Below are 17,137 nucleotides of genomic sequence, written 5' to 3'. Positions count from 1 at the left end.
GCAACGATTCGCAATCGCCAGATTGCCCAGGAAGTCGACGGCGGCAGCCGGTTTTGGGAGAGAGCGATGTCGAAAATCCGACGCGTGGTCCGCAAGCCACCCATCGAGCAGCAGGGCGATGTCTTTGAAGAGCAGCTCTGGCCAACCTACATCGCGCTAATCGTACTGGGTGCATTCTCCATCGGCGTGAGCCTGGCCTACGCCAGCTTTTCGTCGCCCAATTGGGAGTCGAACGCCTGGACCTATGTCGTTGGCGTGCCGGTGATCGTCGGCGGTTTGATGCTGGGCTTTACGCTGCTCGACAACCGCATGTGGCGGCGGAGCATTCAGTTTTCGGCGGTCATCGGGGCAATCATTCACCTCGCGCTCGTCGTGCAGATGTATCAAACGGGCCTGTTCGTGGCACAGTCGCCACCCACTTCTCCCGATGCCCGCGTCATCGAGCGCCGCCCCCACAAACCGGTTTCGATCCATCGCACGCCGATTCAGGCGACGGAAGAACGGCCCCAGCAGGACCACGAACGCCCCGTCGAAACCGCCGCGCCGGAACTCAGCACACCCGCCGCGGAAACAGCGCGAATCGAAACCCCGCAAAACAGGCCGCCGGCTGCACCAACCCGCCAACCACCCATTGCCGTGCCGGTTCCGGTGCCTGCCTCGATTCCCACGACCGAGCCGAACCTAACCAAGAAAGCCCAGCCGAACGAAGCGGCGCCGAAGTTCGAGACCACTACGTCGCGATTGTCGCGGCAAGTCAAACCTTCGGAATCAAAAATCAGTTCGTTGATTCCGCCGCCCGTCGCCGTGCCGCAAGTGCAGCAGCCGAAAACTGCGCCCGCCGAAGTTCGTCCCGCTGCATCGCCAGCCGAACGCCCCGCCGCGGCGCCGACTTCCACGGCGAAAAACGTGACAGCGCCAACCGCTCCCACGCCAGCTCCCGTAGCCGGCCCCGCGCGGCGATCGGAGCAGAATTCTCCCACGGTCGAAACAGCAGGTCAGCCGACGCTGCCCCGTCAGATCGCTCGCCCAGAGCAGACGCCTCGCTCGCAAGTCGCCGCTGTCGATACTCCCGGCGCGACGAAGCAAACGTCGAAGCAGGATCTCGCGCCCGCGAACACGCAGTCGACCAAGACCATCACGGCGAGCCCGGCACGCAACCGCAATCGCAACGAGCCGCTGCTCGAAGCCAGCTCGGACCCTGCCACGCCGCAACCGCAGCGACGGCAAGTCGAACTGCCGCCAGCACCGGCGATCGCGCAGGCTCCCTCGCCGATTCCGAATCGTCAGCCGCGCAGCACCGGCAAATCGAATACCCGCACCCAAGCCGATACTTCGCTCCTCAGCGGCTCACCCGGCGAATCAGCCGGCGCCGAAGCATCGCTCACGCCCCGCAACAGCGCCAGCGCTCGCTCGACGGCAGCCGTCACCACGACTCGCCCCGCCGACATGCCTTCGGCGGAGCCCACGAATACCCAAACCAATCAGCCTTCGTCGCGAGTCACGCGCACCGCCGGTCAGCCCGGCCCGCTCGCCACGAATAATCCCACGCAGGCCCCCACCTTCTCGCGCAACAGCGGCACCGGAGCACCGAGCATTCCTGGCGCGACGAAAGTTGCCGAAGCAGCAACAGGACGCACGCAGGTCGCCACCAGCGGTGATCTTTCGCCCAGCAGCACAGCAACGCAACGCGCGACCAAAGCCGCCGAACAACAAGCGCCGACCACCGGCCAACCGCGGCCGTCGTCCGTTGCTTCGAACAATCCGAATCCAACCAACAGTTCGACGGCCCCTCGTCGCTCATCCAGCGGCAGCGGAAATAACGCGGCGCCCGCAGCCGGGAGCGGACCAGCCCAAGTTGCTTCACGTTCGACGAAGGCTGGCCCTGGCAACGGCTCGACGACCGTCGCCAACGTGCCCGGCAGTGGCGGAACGCAAACGGACGGCAACGCCTCGATCGGCCCTTCGACCGCAGTGGCTTCACGACAAACAGGCCCCGGAGCAGCCGGCGCTACGCGCACTCAGCCGTCAGCCCCCGGCAACGTAACCGGCCCGACCGCGCAATTCACGCAAGGTGGCGGCGCGGCCCGCGCTGGCGGTGGTTCCGGAACAGCGACGCTCGATCCAGGCGGCACGCCGGGGCCTTCGCCCAATCGGGCCATCGCCAGAGCAGCGCAGGCGACTTCGCCGACCGGCGTCGATAGTCCCACTCGAGCCGTGGCCGCGGCAGGAAACGGCAGCGGCGCAGGAGACTCCTTGCAGGCCGCAGCGACTGGCGCTGAACGAGCGACCGGCAGCTTGGCTGGCGTCGGTGGCAGTCCGAACATGGATCGCTCCACTCCCGGCGGTCCCGCTGGTGGCGCGCCCGGCGCGGGCGGCACCGGCACCGGACTCGCTGGTTCCTCCACCGCGCGTCGCGCAGATACAACACAAACCGGTCCCGCCGGCAATGCGGCGGTTCCGACCGCACCGGGACAACTCGCCCGTGGTCGCGGCGGTGTCGACATGCCTACAGCATCGCTTCGCGCGGTTGGTGGCGAACAAGCAAGCTCTCCCGGCTCGACGGATGTCGCCGGCGAAATTACTGCCAACAGCAGCGCCACTCTGACTCGCGCCGATTCAAATGCTCGCCGCGGTGAAGTCACCGGCGTTCGCGGCACTGGCGAAGTCGACTTTGGCCCGCCGCAACTCGTCGCCGAAGCAGGCGGACGAGGCGGCAACGGTGGTCCCGGCGGTGGCGGAACTGGCAGCGGTCGCGCCGGTGGTGGTGGCCAGGGCGAACCAGGTTTGGAGTCGATCGGCCCGCAACTTTCCCGCGCCGGCATGGGCGGCAGTCCGAATATGTCGCTCGCCTCGGCCCGCGTGGGTGACGATGTCGCCGCTCCTGCCGGCACGGGCGGAGGTCAAGGAAGCGGCTTGGAACCTGGACCCGCAGGCGGCAGTGCGGCGCGCACTGAGGTGGCCGGCACCGGTGCTGCTTCGGGTGGCCCTTCGCGAGCTGCTGAACAAGGTCCGCTCGCCGAAGCGAATGCGGCCGGTGCGCTGGGCGGTTCTGCGGTTGCTCGCGCAGGCGAAGGGACTGGCAACGGCTCCGGCGCGGCGGGGCTCGCCGGTCTGGAAGACGAAGAAGAAAAAGCGAAGCGGCTCGCTCGTCAGGCCGCGGGTGGTGGGCCGCAGCTGGCAATCGGTGGACCGATCATTGCCGAAGGCGTGCAATCGCCGCAGGGCGCTGGAGGGGACGGAGGCTTTCCCAATGCTTCGCCCCAGGTGGCCGCTGCTTCGACGGCAACGGGACGGCAAAATCGTAACGGCGGCGCACCCCGTGGTGGCTCGCCTTTGCTCGACGGAGAGCCAGGCGGCGGTAACGCGCTGGGTGGCGAAGGTCGCGGTGGTTCCGGCAAGGTCGGCAGCACCGCCGTGGCCCGGGCGGGAACAGGTGGCGGCGGCGCTGACATTCCAGAACTCGGCGGCGCGGTTGGCGCTACACAGTTTGGCGGCGGCACGGGCAAGGGTTCGCGCACCGCGAAGGGTATGACGCTGGGATCCGATACGCGCGCCGAAACTGTCGAAGTCGCCGGCGCCCCAGCGTCGGGCGGCGTACCGAACGGCCAGGCTCTCGCCGCGCAAGGGACCGATCCACAGCGTCTCGCTGGTGGAGCCCCCGGCGTTATCGGCAGCGGACCAACTGGCGCGCTCGCCGGTGCGCAGATCGTCGATACCGCCGTCGCCGGCGGGCCGGGCACAGGCAACGGCCGACGAAACGCAGGCCCGGGCACAGCCAACGAAGGCCCCGAAGTCGGCGGTCCGGGCAAGACGGCTGGCGGACCGGGCGCGCGGGCCGCGACCACCCAGGTGGCTGGCGTCGGTTCGACCGCAGCCGAAATGCCCACGATGGGCCCGACCGAAGCGGTCGTTCAAGCCGAACTCGATCACGGCATGGGCAACATGGGGACCGGCCCGATGACCCGCAACACCAGCGAGAGCGTGACGGTCAACATCGAAGCTCCCGATGGCGTGGGTGGTCTCGGCGCCGAGCACACACCGCGCGTCGGTTTAAATTCGCGGCAGGCCCGCGAGGACAGCGTCAATATTCAAGTTCAAGCGGCGCGCTTCCTTCGTCAGCAGGCCGGCGGTCTTCCCGCTACTAGCACATCGGTGGTGATTGCGACTGATCCTTACGCCAATCGTTCAATGCGCGGCAATGGTGTTGGTGGTGGCCGCGGTCGCGGCGCTCCTCCGCCAGCCACCGACAACACGATCGAGCTGGGATTGCGATTCTTAGCTCGTAATCAACTGACGGATGGTCGTTGGACGCTGCAGGGCTATGGAGAGGAAACGCAACTGTCTTCCGACACAGCAGCCACGGCGCTCGCGCTGCTGGCGTTCCAGGGGCACGGCCATACACACCGCGAGCACGAATACAAATCCGTTGTCCGCGCCGGTCTCGAGTTCCTGCTCGCTCATCAGCGCGAGAACGGCGACCTGTTTGTTGCGACCGACGACAACGCCAATCAAAGCACCTGGCTTTACAGCCATGCCCTGGGCGCGATCGCCCTCTGCGAAGCCTATGGCATGACTCAGGATCCCGAACTCCGTGTTCCCGCGCAGAAAGCAATCGACTTCATCGTTGAAGCGCAGCACAAAGAACGCGGCGGCTGGCGGTATGCTCCCGGTGTTGGTTCCGATACTTCCGTCAGCGGTTGGATGCTGATGGCGTTGAAGAGCGGCGAGCTAGCCAACCTCACAGTGCCCAAAGAGACCTATGCCAAGATCGATGCCTGGCTCAACTCTGCCGAGAAGTCGAGCGCCGCTCCGCATGAGTTCCGTTACAACCCGTATGCTCCCGACACGCCGGAGCAGCGGCACGGTTTGAGTGCGACCAAGACCATGACGGCTGTCGGTTTGACGATGCGAATGCATCGCGATACAAAACTCGACAGCGACATCATGCGTAACGGGGCCGACTACCTCAAGAAAAACCTGCCTGCGATCGGCACGCCGCGCGAGCCGCTGCGTGACACTTACTATTGGTACTACGGCACGCAGGTGATGTTTGCGATGGGCGGGGACCACTGGGAAGCCTGGAACGCCAAGCTCAATCCGTTGCTGGTCAATTCGCAGATTAAGACGGGCCCGCTTGCTGGCAGCTGGCAACCTCGCGGCCCGGTGCCGGACCGTTGGTCGGCCCATGCCGGCCGGCTGTACGTCACCACGATGAACCTCCTTTCCTTGGAAGTTCATTACCGTCGCTTGGTTCTCTACGAGAACACGGCGCCTCCTCCACAAAAAAGCAAGCCGAAGAAGTAAATCTGCAGCGGCTGCTACTTCACCGCGAGCGACTTCGCTCGCGGGTCGAGCGCGGCGAGGCGAGTTTCGGCGAGCAATTTGAGTTCGCCAGTCGCGCGGCGGGCGACCATCTGGTAATAGACCTTGGCTACGCCCGGCTTTTGCTCGGCTTCGGCCGCTTGAGCCTTGGTGAAATAGCTCAGGGCTTCGGCGTCGCGATTGGCGGCTGCCAGTTCGTTCTTGCGGCGGATCTCTTCCACGCTCGGCGCGGCTGATTTCGTTTCGACAACAGGCCGGTCCGTCGTCGCCAGATTGCGAGTCAGAAAGTCGGCTCGCTGCTGGGTGGCGAGGGCCTGCTTGTCGGTGAGCGAACTGCCACGGCGAGCCGCCGCAGTGGCGAGCACGGCTTCATCGAGTTCGTGGTTGTCGATGATCGAGGCGTGCACGCTCATGTTCGATGCACTGCGCGTGCTGCTGATGCCGCTGTTGGTTCCGAGTCGTCCAAGGCCGGGCAGCTTGCTTCCCAGCGGCAAGCCGCGCGTCACGCTGCTATCGGCGGCGCGATTCATGCCTCCGAGCAACATTCCCCCGCCGTCAGGAACCGAGACGGTCGTATCGACCGAAAAAACCTGGAACGTCGGCAGCTGCACCGCCTGACCAAACGCCACGTTGCCGGCAAAGAGCAACGAAATTCCTCCGGCAGCATAAAACCAGTTGAGGCGACGCATGGTATTGCCTGCAGAAGGATGGTGGTGGCGATGTCTGAATTGTATCGGTATTCTGCCACTGGACTCAAGAGTTTTGCGGCCGCGGCCAACCAAGGATCGACGAATGCTTCCCTTTTGGAAAACTCTCCCCGCGTTGATCGTCGCCTGCGTGTTGTTGCATCCGGCGCTTGCCGCTCAGCCCACGGTGGAAATCACAGCTCGCCACGGTCAGAGCTGGCGCGGCAAGATGGATGGCCTGCCGGTGCTGCAACTGCGCGGCACGCATCGCGAACGCGGCGAAGCCCACGGCAAATTGGCGGGCAAGGAAATCGTCCAAAGCTGCAATCAACTCGCCAGCATCTTGAACAAGCGGCTCCCCGGCGGTTGGTCGGCGTCGATCGTCTTATCGAAGCAGTTTCAGTTGCCGGAGCGATTTCGAGACGAATTGCAAGGAATGCTCGCCGGCATCGAACAGAGCACCACCGCCGAAGAGAGAATCATTACGGCCATCAAGCGACCGCTCAATCTCGACGATCTGGTACTGCTTAACACAGCCGATGTCTTCGAACTTTTTCGCTGCAGCCAGTTTTCTGCGTGGGGTTCGGCTGCCGCAGGCGGCGAACTGATTGTCGGTCGCAACTTCGATTATCCAGCGCTGCTGCCGCGCGAGAACTTTTGCGTGCTGTCGATCGAGCCAGCCGAAAGCGGCCTGCGACCGACCATCGACGCGTTGTTCTTCGGCTTCATCGGCTGCGGCATCTCGGCGATCAACGACGTGGGAATGTACATCGCGCCGGACACTGGCGGACCAAGCCCGCGCGAAGTCTTGCCGAAAGAACCGATCACCGCGGGCCTGGTGATGCGGAGCTATCTGGAAACCGCTCGGCCCGAAGCCGCCGTGGAAGAATTGACTTCGCAAGTGAAAGCTCACTTCGCGCTGCCGATCCTGCTGCACGTGGTTCCGGCAAAAACAGAGCTTGGCCAGCAAACGCCCATCATTCTCGAATTCACTCCCTCGGCCACTTCACCGACCGCTGTCGTTCGCAAACCAGAGGCACGCGCGAGCGCTCTGTTTGTCGCCAATCATCATGTGAAGAACGCCGCCGATCTGGCCAAGGGGCGCTGCGGCATTCTCAAGAGCGAATGCGAAAAGTGCCTCGCCAGCGGCCAGCCGATCGACTTCGCCGCGGCCAAGAGTCTGCTGCACGCAGCTCGACAAGATTCCACGCTGATCAGCGTCGTCAGCTGGCCGCACGCCGGTCGTCTGCGGGCAGCCATCGCCGAACCAGGCAAAGTGGCCACCGAATGCCGCTTTTATGAAATCGACTGGCCGGCAATTCGCGCAGCGAAGTAAGCAAGCGAGCAGACCCGCGAGATCAGCACCACGATGGCGTACTACGTTGGCCAGAATGCCGAGTAGACGGCGGAGCGGCCGCGGTTGAAAAGTCTACACTTTCGTCTAAACCCACGAAAAAAGCCCCGCAGCCGGATAGCTGCGAGGCCTCTAAGTGATTGGCGTAAGTCGCGACAATTCGCCATCTTACGTAAGCGGAGGGCAAGGGACTCGACTTCCTTGCTCACCGTAATGTGGCTATCACCAGTCACTTGCAGTCGTAACCTCCTGCTGCCTTGATCTTTAGTTGCGGTCGGTCGGTAGTCACGAATTGTCACGTACTCTCAGGGTTTCTCACCTGTTCTGACACACTGTGTCAATCAGAAAACGGCTGGCATGGTTCAAGCCCAAAGGGAGTTTGGCTATGTCGCGATCGTATTTGAATCCGCCGCTCGTCGCCCGCAATGGACGCCAGCTCCGTGTTGTCGTCGTCGCTCGCATCAGCACGGATAAGCAAGATGAAAAGAGCCTGGCAGACCAAGAGGCGCTGGTGCGCGAGTGGCTTACGGATCATTACGCAGGACGGTTCGGCGTCAAGGTTCTGGCAACGCAAGGAAGCGGCGAACGCCTTGATCGGAAAGAGCTGCGTCGACTGAAAAAATTTATCAAGAGCCGCAAAATCGATCTGGTGATTTCCGAGGACCTCGGTCGGATCGCGCGTCGACTTCAGGCTTCTGAATTTTGCGAACTCTGCGAGGACCACGGCGTCCGGCTGATTGCGTTAAACGACAACATCGACACAGCCCAAGAAGATTGGCGGATGAACTCGTTCTTTGCCTCGTTTCGTCACGAGCAATACAACCGAGACACAGCGAAGCGAATTCGGCGTTCACTCCGAAATCGCTTCAACAACGGTGGTGTGGTTCAGACTGTAATATTTTGCTACGAAAAATCGAAGGAGTGTGAAAAAGACGAGCAGTTGAAAAAACGCCCCGAGATGGAGCCCGTCATCGAGGAGATCTTTCGACGACTTGAAGACGACCAATCGTACTCTGAAGTTGCCGACTGGCTGAACGCTCAGGGCGTTCCGACTGGTCAATGGTGCCGGCGGAAAACTTGGACCGGAGTGATGGTCCGGCGGATAGTTTTCAATCCAATTCTGAAAGGTGTGCGAGTTCGCAATCGCCGGATCAGTAAACGGGTCAATAAGACGGGCCGTCGCAAATCCGTTAAAGCACCTGAAGCAGAGCTGCAGACGCGACTCTGCCCACACTTGGCATTCGTTGCTGCGGAACGCTACGACCGATTGATTCGCAAGTTGGAGTTGAAGAATGCCATGTACTCTGTGGGCAAAATGGGTAAGGCGGATCCCCGTTTGGGGCGTCCCAAGAAACGTACAGTCTGGCCCGGTCAGCATGTCACCTGTGGAGTATGCGGATATCCCTATGTTTATGGAGGCCATGGAAAGAAGCAGAATCTGATGTGTAACGGCGCTCGTGAATATGCATGCTGGAACGGCGCCACGTTCAATGGCCCGGAGGCATCTGCGAAGATCGCCGCAGCCGTGCTGGACGCGATAAGTAGCCTGCCTGGCTATGACGCAACGTACGAAGCTGAGGTACGTGCCGAACTCGAGCGTAAGTCGAGCACTAAGCAAGTGCGCCATGCCGAGTTTTCCGCAAAGCTTGCGGGCACCGAGCGAAAGCTTGGCAACATCATTGATGCCGTTAGCGAGTCCGGTGGCAATTCAGGTCTATACGATCGACTTCGACAACTTGAGGCCGAAAAGTCTGACTGGCAGGACAAGCTACGAGATCTTGAAAAGGAACCAAGTGAAGCAGTCAGTCTGCCATCGATGGAGGAGCTAAAGCAATTAGCCAAGCAAGCGTTCCAGTCGCTGGCCCATGATTCGCCAGACTTCGCGCGTCTGATGAAAAAACTGATCACGACAATCGTAGTAGACCCTTTCCGGCCGATCGACGGCGGCGACGTCGTGCTCCGCGCGAGATTCACGCTCACGTTGCTACCGTTAGTGCCTGAGCTAAAGTGCTTGGCAAGCGAGTCACAGCTGTTTCGTAGCCAGGAGATTGTTGTCGATTTGTTTGAACCGCCGCAACGGATTGCCTATCGCGAGCGTGTGGTAACGTTGATTGGCCGGAAGATGTTTCAGCGAGATGTAGGTAAAGAACTGGGGATCACTCAGCCCGCCGTGCAGAACGCGCTCAAGCTCGACGCTCTCATGCAGAAGATGGCTACTTTAGATCCGTATGTGCTCGTTACGGAGCCACCAGACGACAACAATCGGTTCCGACGGCACAAACACCCCCGGTATCACTTTTCGCCAAAGCCACCTTTGAACGACTAGTGGAGAATGTTAGCTGAATGAATTCGGAAGCCTGATTAGGTCACCTGCGGCCAGATCAGGCTTTTTCTATTTCTTGCACAACCAGGAGAAATTGAGTGCCCGAAAACGCCGGCCCAGCGTTCTCAAACGCGGCCACGGACAGTCGGCGGATCAACGCTGCATTGCGGGAACTGATTCGCCTGACGGCTCAAAAGGTCGTGAAGCAGATTGCTCAATCGCAGCCGCATAACAAGGCGAAGCGAGTTGAAGAACGGAATCGATAGTGATCGCGTCACAGCTTATCAGCGCGGACGCGTCGCTTTGATCGAACAAATCCAATTTTCAAGAGAGGAGTAAAAAGCAAATCAACATCTTAATCGGCTGTTTTTCTGTAGCGGTGACTGTTTTAGCGGTGGCGCTCGTGTGGCAGATGCGGTTGCTTCGCGCCACCCGCGAGTTGCTACGCAAGGTCCTTTTTACCAAGAGAGTTAAATCCAATGAAGCAACACATGGCGATGGGCATCCTGACCGCGAGCTTACTCACCCTGATGGTGGGATGCAGTAGCGATTCGCGGCTCGGAGATCTCGCCCAACAAGTCACACATGAACAAGCAGTGCAAAATCAACGCGTGGCCGATTCTACCCAGCGCATCGCGCAGGGCAGCCAGCAATTAGTTGAGGCAGACGCCAAAGCGCGCCGTGAACTCATTGAAATGCAAAATGCACTGCGACAAGACCAGGCGGAGCTTGCCAAGCAGCGCGACGCTCTCGAAGTTGCGCGAGCGGAAGTCGCCGAGGATCGGCTTACCGATTCTCAGACGGCAAACTCCATTATCGCCGTTGGAGTGTTGTTTGCCGCTGTCGCTCCGCTTGTGCTGGCAGGGATTTCCCTGGTTGGCTTGTGGCGAGAACCAACGAGGGAAGAAGAGGGAAATGTGCTGATTGATGAGCTGACTCGGGAACTCATCTCTGATCAGCCGGCTCGGCTCCCACGATTGCAACACAATTCTGGCGAACCACGAATCCAGGCAGCGGATTCTCACAGCTAACGCATTACCAAGTCCATCAAACCCCGATGTCTGCTTTTTGATTCGACAGCAGGCACTCCTAAGACCTCAATATTTCTCGAAAGGAGCTGATCATTTCGCACATCGTTTCCATTACTACCCAAGTCCGAGATGTTGCTGCAATTCTAGCAGCCTGTAAGCGTCTCGGCCTCTCCGCCCCAGTGAATGGTCAACACAAGTTGTTCACCTCGGTGGCATCCGGTTGGGGCATCACGTTACCTGGTTGGAGCTACCCGGTTGTCTGCGATCTGAGTTCGGGCCAGTTGCACTTTGATAACTACAACGGCCGTTGGGGACAACAGCAAGTACTCGATCATTTTCTTCAGCGATATGCCTGCGAGAAGGCGAAGATCGAGGCCCGAAAGAAGGGACATACGATCAGCGAGCAAACACTCGCCGATGGTTCGATCAAACTCACCATCCTCGTTGCCGCAGGTGCTGCATGACGAAAACCATCGAAGTCACCATATCGCCCAAGGGGGAAACCAAGATCGAAACGAAGGGCTTTGCCGGGAGCGAATGTCGGCAGGCTAGTCGCTTCATGGAAGAGGCGCTCGGCGTTCGAGTCAGCGAAAAGCTCGCAACGGAGTTCTATCAGCAGGTGTCCCCGCTACAGTCGGTCACGGAAGGGCAAGTATGAGCTGGGTATGCCGGTTATTTCTAGCAGCACCGGAAGGGTACCCAGACATTCATTTGCACCGTCTACCGCGTCAACTCGTCTCGCAGCGTTAACAACTCGCGACCGGTAGTCTTCCCTTGCGGACGACGAAACGAATTATCGATAGCACGCCCGTACGTCTCGAAAACTGCCGGGCCACTAAACGAGTGATCATCCATTCTGTCCTGGCCGGTGCTGCGATTCTGCGGCGCCGGCCCTTCTCGACTTGCCTTAAGGAGGTTTTTATGTCGCTCACCGAGCGATTGTCAGAGTTGGTCCGCGCCTGCTTCACCGGACTTTGGATTGAGTCACATGAACATGACGATGCTCACGCCGAGATTGCGGAGCTTTGTCGCCGGGAAGAATGGCGGCTTGCAACCTGGAATATTGAGGAAGGACTCAAGATCCGCGGACATGAAGCAACCGTCGATTCCGGCGCCACTGATCCGCTCGCTGCGGTTCGTGCTCTTGGGTCGTTTCCCACGTCGGACAACCCGGCGATTCTGGTACTGACCAACTTTCACCGGTTCCTGCACAGCACCGAAGTCGTGCAAGCCCTGGCCAAACAGCTTACGCAAGGAAAACAAAATCGAACATTCATTGTAGTCCTATCGCCGGTGGTACAAGTGCCGGCTGAACTCGACAAACAGTTTGTGGTAGTCGAGCACACATTGCCAGTGCGCGAACAGCTTGCGGAAATTGCTCGCAGCATTGCGACCGAACGTGAAGAATTGCCGAATGGCATCGAGTTCGAGCGCGTTCTCGACGCCAGTGCAGGACTGACCCGGTACGAAGCCGAAGGAGCCTTCAGCCTCTCCCTTGTTCGCCACGGCAGGTTGCGCGCGGATGTGCTCTGGGAGGTGAAGACGCAGATGCTCAAGAAGAGCGGGCTGCTGTCTCTACACAGGGGAGGCGAAACCTTCGCAGATCTGGGTGGACTGGAAGCGGTAAAGGCTTTTTGCCAGCGCTCCCTCCGCCTCCAGGCGAATCGCAAGTCGGAAGTCAGACCGAGAGGGATCCTATTACTATCGCCGCCAGGATGTGGCAAATCGCAATTCTGCAAAGCCCTAGGAAATGAAACCGGCCGTCCAACGCTTGTGCTGGACATCGCCAGTCTGCTCGGTTCGCTCGTTGGGCAATCGGAAGCGAATATTCGCCAAGCTCTTCGGATCATCGACGCTATGGCCCCGGCGGTGCTCTTTTTAGATGAATGCGAGAAGGCGTTCAGCGGTGTCTCCGGGCAGGGCGATAGTGGCGTTTCGACGCGGCTCTTCGGAAGCTTTCTCTCCTGGCTCAACGATCACGAGTCGGACGTGTTCGTGGTTGCGACTGCAAACGATATTTCGAAGCTGCCGCCCGAGTTCTCACGTGCCGAACGCTTCGACGGAGTTTTCTTTCTCGACCTCCCCGATGCAAAACAACGGCAAGCGATCTGGCAGGTCTATATCGCCAAGTATGAGCTTGATGCAGGTCAGGAATTACCAACGCACGAGGGCTGGACTGGAGCAGAAATCAAAGCCTGCTGTCGTTTGGCTGGCAAGCCGAAGATCTTCCGGGATTCTGCAGTCGAGAATCTTCGCGATTTTTTCGAGCGATTCCGTCACTTGAACATCCGCTCGTGTGCGCAGCTCGATGAACTCGTGGCCCAGGCCCAGCGTGTGGTTCGCGGCGTTGAACCTCAGCAGCTACGGGATAACCAGAACCTGCGCCAACAAGTAGCTGTCCAGCTTTCGAGTGTTCAGTCCGTGCTCGATGGCATGCTCGTCGATCGGCCGCGGCGAAATATTCTGCGGCGCGGGAAGTGAGGGCTGACGTCAAATATGCAACTCGTTATCACTCCTCGCGGTCAGACTCACTGTCTCTACGGTGAGGAAATTGACCTGGCTCAATTGGGCGAATTGACCATTCGCCGTGGTTCATATGTGGAACCAGATTCTTCGGGCCAATGGTTCTGCGATCTGTCGCCGGTTTCTGGACCTCGACTTGGTCCGTTTGCTGCTCGTAGTCTTGCGCTGACTGCGGAAGCCGCTTGGCTTTCCGACAACTGGCTCACGAAAAACGGTTGAGCCCCTCATTCGATCTCTTTAGCAATTCTTCGGCCCGTACTGCGCGCATGCGTAGTGCGGGCCGTTCTTTTTCGTCCCAATTAGGAGAAATACTGATGACCCAATCCGAACTTGATCAATCCGTCGCCGATGCGACAGGTGAATCGGTCAAAACTATCCGCCGGCGCGGCTTCAGCATCGTTGCGCCGTCCACAAAATTCCCAGCTGACGAGGCCGACGAGCACAGTTTGCCTAACGTGGTAGATTGGGATGCGCTCGAACTCGAACAGCGCCGGTATGTTGCGTAAGCATCAGTTGCTTTCGTTCTTACGGGCGGCCGCGTAGTGTTGTCGCCCAGTTTTCCTGCAGTCACTTGGCTCCATTACGCATCGACCCGCTATCGAGTTAGGATTCGAAGCGAGGCATGTACATGACTTGTGTGACCATCGACTGGTAAGTCAACACAAGCTTGTGCATCAGTTGTTGCGGTGTGTTTTCCCAGATAGGGAATTCTAAATCAGAGGCCGCTGGTTAACTCTGCAATCGAGATCCCCAGGGCTTTTGCGATACGCTCGATATTCCTCAGGGCGACATTCCGTTCGCCGCGCTCAATTCCGCCCATGTACGTTCGGTCGAGCTGGCATTCGTGGGCAAAGTCCTCTTGCGACCAGCCCTTTTGCCATGCGTAGTGACCTCACGCGCTGGCCAAAGCTTTCCAAGATGTCGGCCGACTCTGCCATCTCTCGATCATGTTAGGGAGATGTCTATCGGTCGACGGGCTATAAGTATCTTTTGCGCCGCGCTCGGGATACGCTGCCGAAGTGCCAGTCTCTGCCGAATTCAACGCAATGGCTGTTCCCACTACTCAAAAAAACAAACCACGAAATGGAGGTAGTTAATGTCATCACGAACCTGCCAATTCTGCAGCCGCTACATCCCGCCTGGAAACGACAATTGTCCTTTCTGTTCGAGTCAGCGGTCAGAACACTTCACTGCTTCTCAAGCCCTTTTCAGCACTCCGTCGGTCATCTGGTGGTTACTCAACAGCATCGTAATTTGCTTGCTGTTGCTGAATGTGGTTGTTCTCGCACTTCCCGCACCATCTGAGCGACAGTCGACACCGAGGATTCAGTCGACTTCCGCGCCGGTCTCCAAGACCTTTGCCGATGCGGACGGGCGGATACAAGTAATCGCCACTTCGGATTGGTCAAGCGATCCTGCGGTCTTTCCCGAGAGCGTTCTGTTTATTCAGAACCCAAAGCATGACGTAGGAATTGTGGTCTTTGCGGAAGAAAAAGCTGCCCTGACGACCGCATTTCACAAGCTCGATGCCTACGGAAGCGCGTTACGTGAATTGCTACTGAATGAACTTCAGGACGGAACCCAGACGGCCCCGGTGTCACTGAAGGTAGGCGGACATTTAGCAGTCCAGAGCCGCATCGAAGCCGGTCACGACGGCACGCGTGTCACCTTTCTACACACAGTAGTGGAAACATCGCGCACCTACTATCAAATCCGCGCGTTCACGACGGCGGAGAATTTTAAGATTCGTCAAGAGGAACTACTCGACATCACAGCGAGGATCCAGTTCCCGCCACGGAGCAGCAACTAGCTGAACCGCGATACCGCTCACCACTCGAAGAAAGATGGATATGCCATTAATTGCCTGCCCAGAATGTCAGCGTCAGGTAAGCGACCAAGCCCCAGCCTGCCCACAATGCGGCTTTCCGTTGGTCGTTCGCTCGCCGCAGACCATCACGCCTCCACCTGTGGCCACTCAGGTTTCCCTTGGATCTAAACTCTCACCGCTTCAAGAGGTCGCTTACAGACAGAAACTGTTGCTGTACGCGTTGCTAATCAACATCTTAAGCCAACTGCCAATCTGGTATTTCCTTCAAACGAGTTGGCTTTGGCCGTTGGGAATTCTAGGATTTCTCTGCAACGCGGCGTTCGGAGTTTGGTGCTTTTTTAGGCTGGGTCGTGCGCTGGAAATGTCCGTGCCGACCATCGCGTTCTTTGCCGTGGGACTGTTCTTCCCGTGCATCAATTTGGCCGTAATGTACGTGTTGACAAATCGTGCTACGTCGGTGTTGCAAAAAGCAGGGATCAAGGTTGGAATTCTTGGAGCGAATCTCCGCACCACTCGCTAATGCAGACCCAGCGGGGAAGTACGCTGCTCCCGCATCAGCACAATTCGTCGTTTGCACCCGGTCGCCTTCGGGCGACCGGGGTGTATCCAATTTTTTAGCTATCAGGCGATCCGCACGAGTTGAACCGTCGACATATGGATTTTCAGCCAAGGAAAAGGAGCTTGCGTTTTCGCGAGATTTCCCGGGAATTGCAGGCAATTTAGCCCCAAAAACACAGCATTTCAATCCCTTTCATTCCCCCTCATTTTTACGCGGTTTTCGGCGGTACCAGCGAGCTAAAACGGTACAAAAACGGTAAGGATATCTTGCGCATCATCTGCATTTCACGATCCATGTTGTCGTCGGTTCACGTTGCTTTACCGATGGCTAGTGACTTCTCGGTGTGCGCAGGGCGCAATTGACTCAGGTTTTGAACCGACTCGAGTCGCCGACATGTGCCATCCCACTCAGCCGACGTCACTTAAAAATGTCGGCGGGATAGGTTGCGTTGCCGCCAAACCACGCGTTGATCCCCGCAGGGACAGGATACAAAGGCAGAAGCCAGTAAGCCAACGGGAGTTCAGTCGGAAATGGAGCTCGAGAAATGAACTGCATGGTGATCGGGGTGGGCCGTGTCGGTGGTTTGGGGCGACGCTAGCGCACGGCGGAGTGCCCGTGGCGTTTGTCGCGCGGGAGCGCACTTCCAAGCATGCGCGAGCGCGGCCTGCATGTGCAGGGTGTCGCCAACAGCTTTCAACTGGCGAACGTCAATGTCTTCGAAAATCCTCGGGACGCGCCGCGGCCGATGTCGTGTTGCTCGCGGTAAAGACGTATTCGACTGAAGAGGCTGGATGCCAATTGTGTTCCGTCGTAGGACCCAAGACCGTCGTGATCACGGTTCAAAACGGCATCGACAACGACGAGCGCGCCCGCGCCGCGATCGGCGGCGGACAGATATTCCGGGGAAATGCGCTGATCGTAACGCGCCGCGCAGCACCGGGCAGGATCGAGCAGACCGGCGGGCCGAGGAAGTTCTTGTTTAACGACCCATCCACCCCGAGTAACGAGCGACTGCAGCAGATTGCTCAGGCCTTCCGAAAAGCCGGCGTCGATGCGACGGCCTCAGATGACATCCTCCGTGTCATTTTGGACAAAGTTCGTGCTGATTGTTGCCTGCGATGGAGTGAATGACCGTTCTCAGTCGCTCTGCGATTGGAAGCGTGCTCCGCGATCCAATCACGCAAGGCGTCTACGATCGCTGCGTGGCCGAGGCTGTCAATGTCGCACGCGCCGCCAAGATCCAGTTGCCGGCGGACATCCTCGAATCTGTCCGGACGCGATCTGAGCATTATCTGGCTTCCGCCGCGCAAGAGACCACTAAATCCTCGCTGCTATCGAAGCCAACCCCCACGGAGATAGATACGCTTAACCGCGCGGCTGGCATTACTCCTGCTCAAATGGTCGTCGTCCCGTTCGTACTACGATCGCGTATTGCATCTGACAGGAACCGCAGGAGGTTTGAACGGCAGCACTCACCCCGGCGGAGCGAATGTAGTACACGATAGCTCGTC

General features: G+C 59.2%; 15 protein-coding genes. 13 read left to right on the top strand and 2 right to left on the bottom strand.

Features of this window, described 5'->3' with window-relative positions:
• Positions 1-66: 66 nt before the first annotated feature.
• Positions 67-5,304, top strand: a complete 5,238-nt coding sequence (locus tag M9Q49_RS14200) for a hypothetical protein (protein WP_254509414.1) — start codon at positions 67-69, stop codon at positions 5,302-5,304.
• A gap of 14 nt (positions 5,305-5,318) precedes the next feature.
• Here the strand turns inward: M9Q49_RS14200 and M9Q49_RS14195 are convergent, their stop codons facing one another.
• Positions 5,319-6,011 (bottom strand): hypothetical protein, encoded by a 693-nt coding sequence (locus M9Q49_RS14195; protein ID WP_254509413.1) that lies wholly within the window; start codon positions 6,009-6,011, stop codon positions 5,319-5,321.
• A gap of 103 nt (positions 6,012-6,114) precedes the next feature.
• Here M9Q49_RS14195 and M9Q49_RS14190 point away from each other — a divergent pair, with 103 nt between their 5' ends.
• The 8 genes from M9Q49_RS14190 (at position 6,115) to M9Q49_RS14150 (ending at position 13,745) form a co-directional block, all read left to right on the top strand.
• The gene (locus M9Q49_RS14190) at positions 6,115-7,344 is read left to right on the top strand and encodes a hypothetical protein (protein WP_254509412.1); all 1,230 of its coding nucleotides are present in this window, start codon (positions 6,115-6,117) and stop codon (positions 7,342-7,344) included.
• Between the two features lie 403 nt (positions 7,345-7,747).
• Entirely contained in the window at positions 7,748-9,688 is a 1,941-nt protein-coding gene (locus M9Q49_RS14185) for a recombinase family protein (protein WP_254509411.1), read from the top strand.
• A 95-nt stretch (positions 9,689-9,783) separates the two neighbouring features.
• Positions 9,784-9,951, top strand: coding sequence for a hypothetical protein (locus M9Q49_RS14180; protein ID WP_254509410.1), 168 nt, complete (start codon positions 9,784-9,786; stop codon positions 9,949-9,951).
• 213 nt (positions 9,952-10,164) lie between these two features.
• Positions 10,165-10,716 (top strand): hypothetical protein, encoded by a 552-nt coding sequence (locus M9Q49_RS14175; RefSeq protein WP_254509409.1) that lies wholly within the window; start codon positions 10,165-10,167, stop codon positions 10,714-10,716.
• A 179-nt stretch (positions 10,717-10,895) separates the two neighbouring features.
• On the top strand, positions 10,896-11,180 hold the full coding sequence (locus M9Q49_RS14170) for a DUF1257 domain-containing protein (protein WP_315861177.1): 285 nt from the start codon (positions 10,896-10,898) through the stop codon (positions 11,178-11,180).
• On the top strand, positions 11,177-11,374 hold the full coding sequence (locus tag M9Q49_RS14165) for a DUF2997 domain-containing protein (protein ID WP_254509408.1): 198 nt from the start codon (positions 11,177-11,179) through the stop codon (positions 11,372-11,374). Before M9Q49_RS14170 ends, M9Q49_RS14165 begins: the two co-directional genes overlap by 4 nt.
• A gap of 263 nt (positions 11,375-11,637) precedes the next feature.
• Positions 11,638-13,197: an AAA family ATPase gene (locus tag M9Q49_RS14160; RefSeq protein ID WP_254509407.1), complete on the top strand. Its 1,560-nt coding sequence runs from the start codon at positions 11,638-11,640 to the stop codon at positions 13,195-13,197.
• A gap of 356 nt (positions 13,198-13,553) precedes the next feature.
• Positions 13,554-13,745 (top strand): hypothetical protein, encoded by a 192-nt coding sequence (locus tag M9Q49_RS14150; RefSeq protein WP_254509405.1) that lies wholly within the window; start codon positions 13,554-13,556, stop codon positions 13,743-13,745.
• A gap of 209 nt (positions 13,746-13,954) precedes the next feature.
• On the opposite strand, the gene M9Q49_RS14145 is transcribed toward M9Q49_RS14150, so the two are convergent.
• Complete coding sequence (locus tag M9Q49_RS14145) at positions 13,955-14,059, bottom strand: helix-turn-helix domain-containing protein (RefSeq protein ID WP_254509404.1); 105 nt, start codon at positions 14,057-14,059, stop codon at positions 13,955-13,957.
• A gap of 276 nt (positions 14,060-14,335) precedes the next feature.
• Here M9Q49_RS14145 and M9Q49_RS14140 point away from each other — a divergent pair, with 276 nt between their 5' ends.
• From M9Q49_RS14140 to M9Q49_RS36025, 4 genes are all read left to right on the top strand, one after another.
• Positions 14,336-15,049, top strand: a complete 714-nt coding sequence (locus M9Q49_RS14140; RefSeq protein ID WP_254509403.1) for a zinc ribbon domain-containing protein — start codon at positions 14,336-14,338, stop codon at positions 15,047-15,049.
• A 40-nt stretch (positions 15,050-15,089) separates the two neighbouring features.
• Positions 15,090-15,587 carry a hypothetical protein gene (locus M9Q49_RS14135; RefSeq protein WP_254509402.1) on the top strand — a complete coding sequence of 166 codons (498 nt, stop codon included), beginning with the start codon at positions 15,090-15,092 and terminating at the stop codon, positions 15,585-15,587.
• A gap of 432 nt (positions 15,588-16,019) precedes the next feature.
• Complete coding sequence (locus M9Q49_RS14130) at positions 16,020-16,757, top strand: ketopantoate reductase family protein (protein ID WP_254509401.1); 738 nt, start codon at positions 16,020-16,022, stop codon at positions 16,755-16,757.
• Entirely contained in the window at positions 16,754-17,131 is a 378-nt protein-coding gene (locus M9Q49_RS36025) for a ketopantoate reductase C-terminal domain-containing protein (RefSeq protein WP_390844030.1), read from the top strand. Before M9Q49_RS14130 ends, M9Q49_RS36025 begins: the two co-directional genes overlap by 4 nt.
• The last annotated feature ends 6 nt before the right edge of the window (positions 17,132-17,137 follow it).

It is taken from the genome of Anatilimnocola floriformis (genome assembly GCF_024256385.1).
GTDB classification, from domain to species: domain Bacteria; phylum Planctomycetota; class Planctomycetia; order Pirellulales; family Pirellulaceae; genus Anatilimnocola; species Anatilimnocola floriformis.
The sequence above is the reverse complement of the archived record's forward strand: the minus strand, read 5'-3'. Positions and strand labels throughout refer to the sequence as shown.

Coding starts and splice junctions, on each gene's coding strand:
- M9Q49_RS14175 (WP_254509409.1), top strand. CDS start 10,165: ATGAAGCAACACATGGCGATGGGCATCCTGACCGCGAGCTTACTCACC.
- M9Q49_RS14150 (WP_254509405.1), top strand. CDS start 13,554: ATGACCCAATCCGAACTTGATCAATCCGTCGCCGATGCGACAGGTGAA.
- M9Q49_RS14165 (WP_254509408.1), top strand. CDS start 11,177: ATGACGAAAACCATCGAAGTCACCATATCGCCCAAGGGGGAAACCAAG.
- M9Q49_RS14190 (WP_254509412.1), top strand. CDS start 6,115: ATGCTTCCCTTTTGGAAAACTCTCCCCGCGTTGATCGTCGCCTGCGTG.
- M9Q49_RS14160 (WP_254509407.1), top strand. CDS start 11,638: ATGTCGCTCACCGAGCGATTGTCAGAGTTGGTCCGCGCCTGCTTCACC.
- M9Q49_RS14195 (WP_254509413.1), bottom strand. CDS start 6,011: ATGCGTCGCCTCAACTGGTTTTATGCTGCCGGAGGAATTTCGTTGCTC.
- M9Q49_RS14145 (WP_254509404.1), bottom strand. CDS start 14,059: ATGGGCGGAATTGAGCGCGGCGAACGGAATGTCGCCCTGAGGAATATC.
- M9Q49_RS14135 (WP_254509402.1), top strand. CDS start 15,090: ATGCCATTAATTGCCTGCCCAGAATGTCAGCGTCAGGTAAGCGACCAA.
- M9Q49_RS14200 (WP_254509414.1), top strand. CDS start 67: ATGTCGAAAATCCGACGCGTGGTCCGCAAGCCACCCATCGAGCAGCAG.
- M9Q49_RS14185 (WP_254509411.1), top strand. CDS start 7,748: ATGTCGCGATCGTATTTGAATCCGCCGCTCGTCGCCCGCAATGGACGC.
- M9Q49_RS14130 (WP_254509401.1), top strand. CDS start 16,020: ATGTGCCATCCCACTCAGCCGACGTCACTTAAAAATGTCGGCGGGATA.
- M9Q49_RS14140 (WP_254509403.1), top strand. CDS start 14,336: ATGTCATCACGAACCTGCCAATTCTGCAGCCGCTACATCCCGCCTGGA.
- M9Q49_RS36025 (WP_390844030.1), top strand. CDS start 16,754: ATGACCGTTCTCAGTCGCTCTGCGATTGGAAGCGTGCTCCGCGATCCA.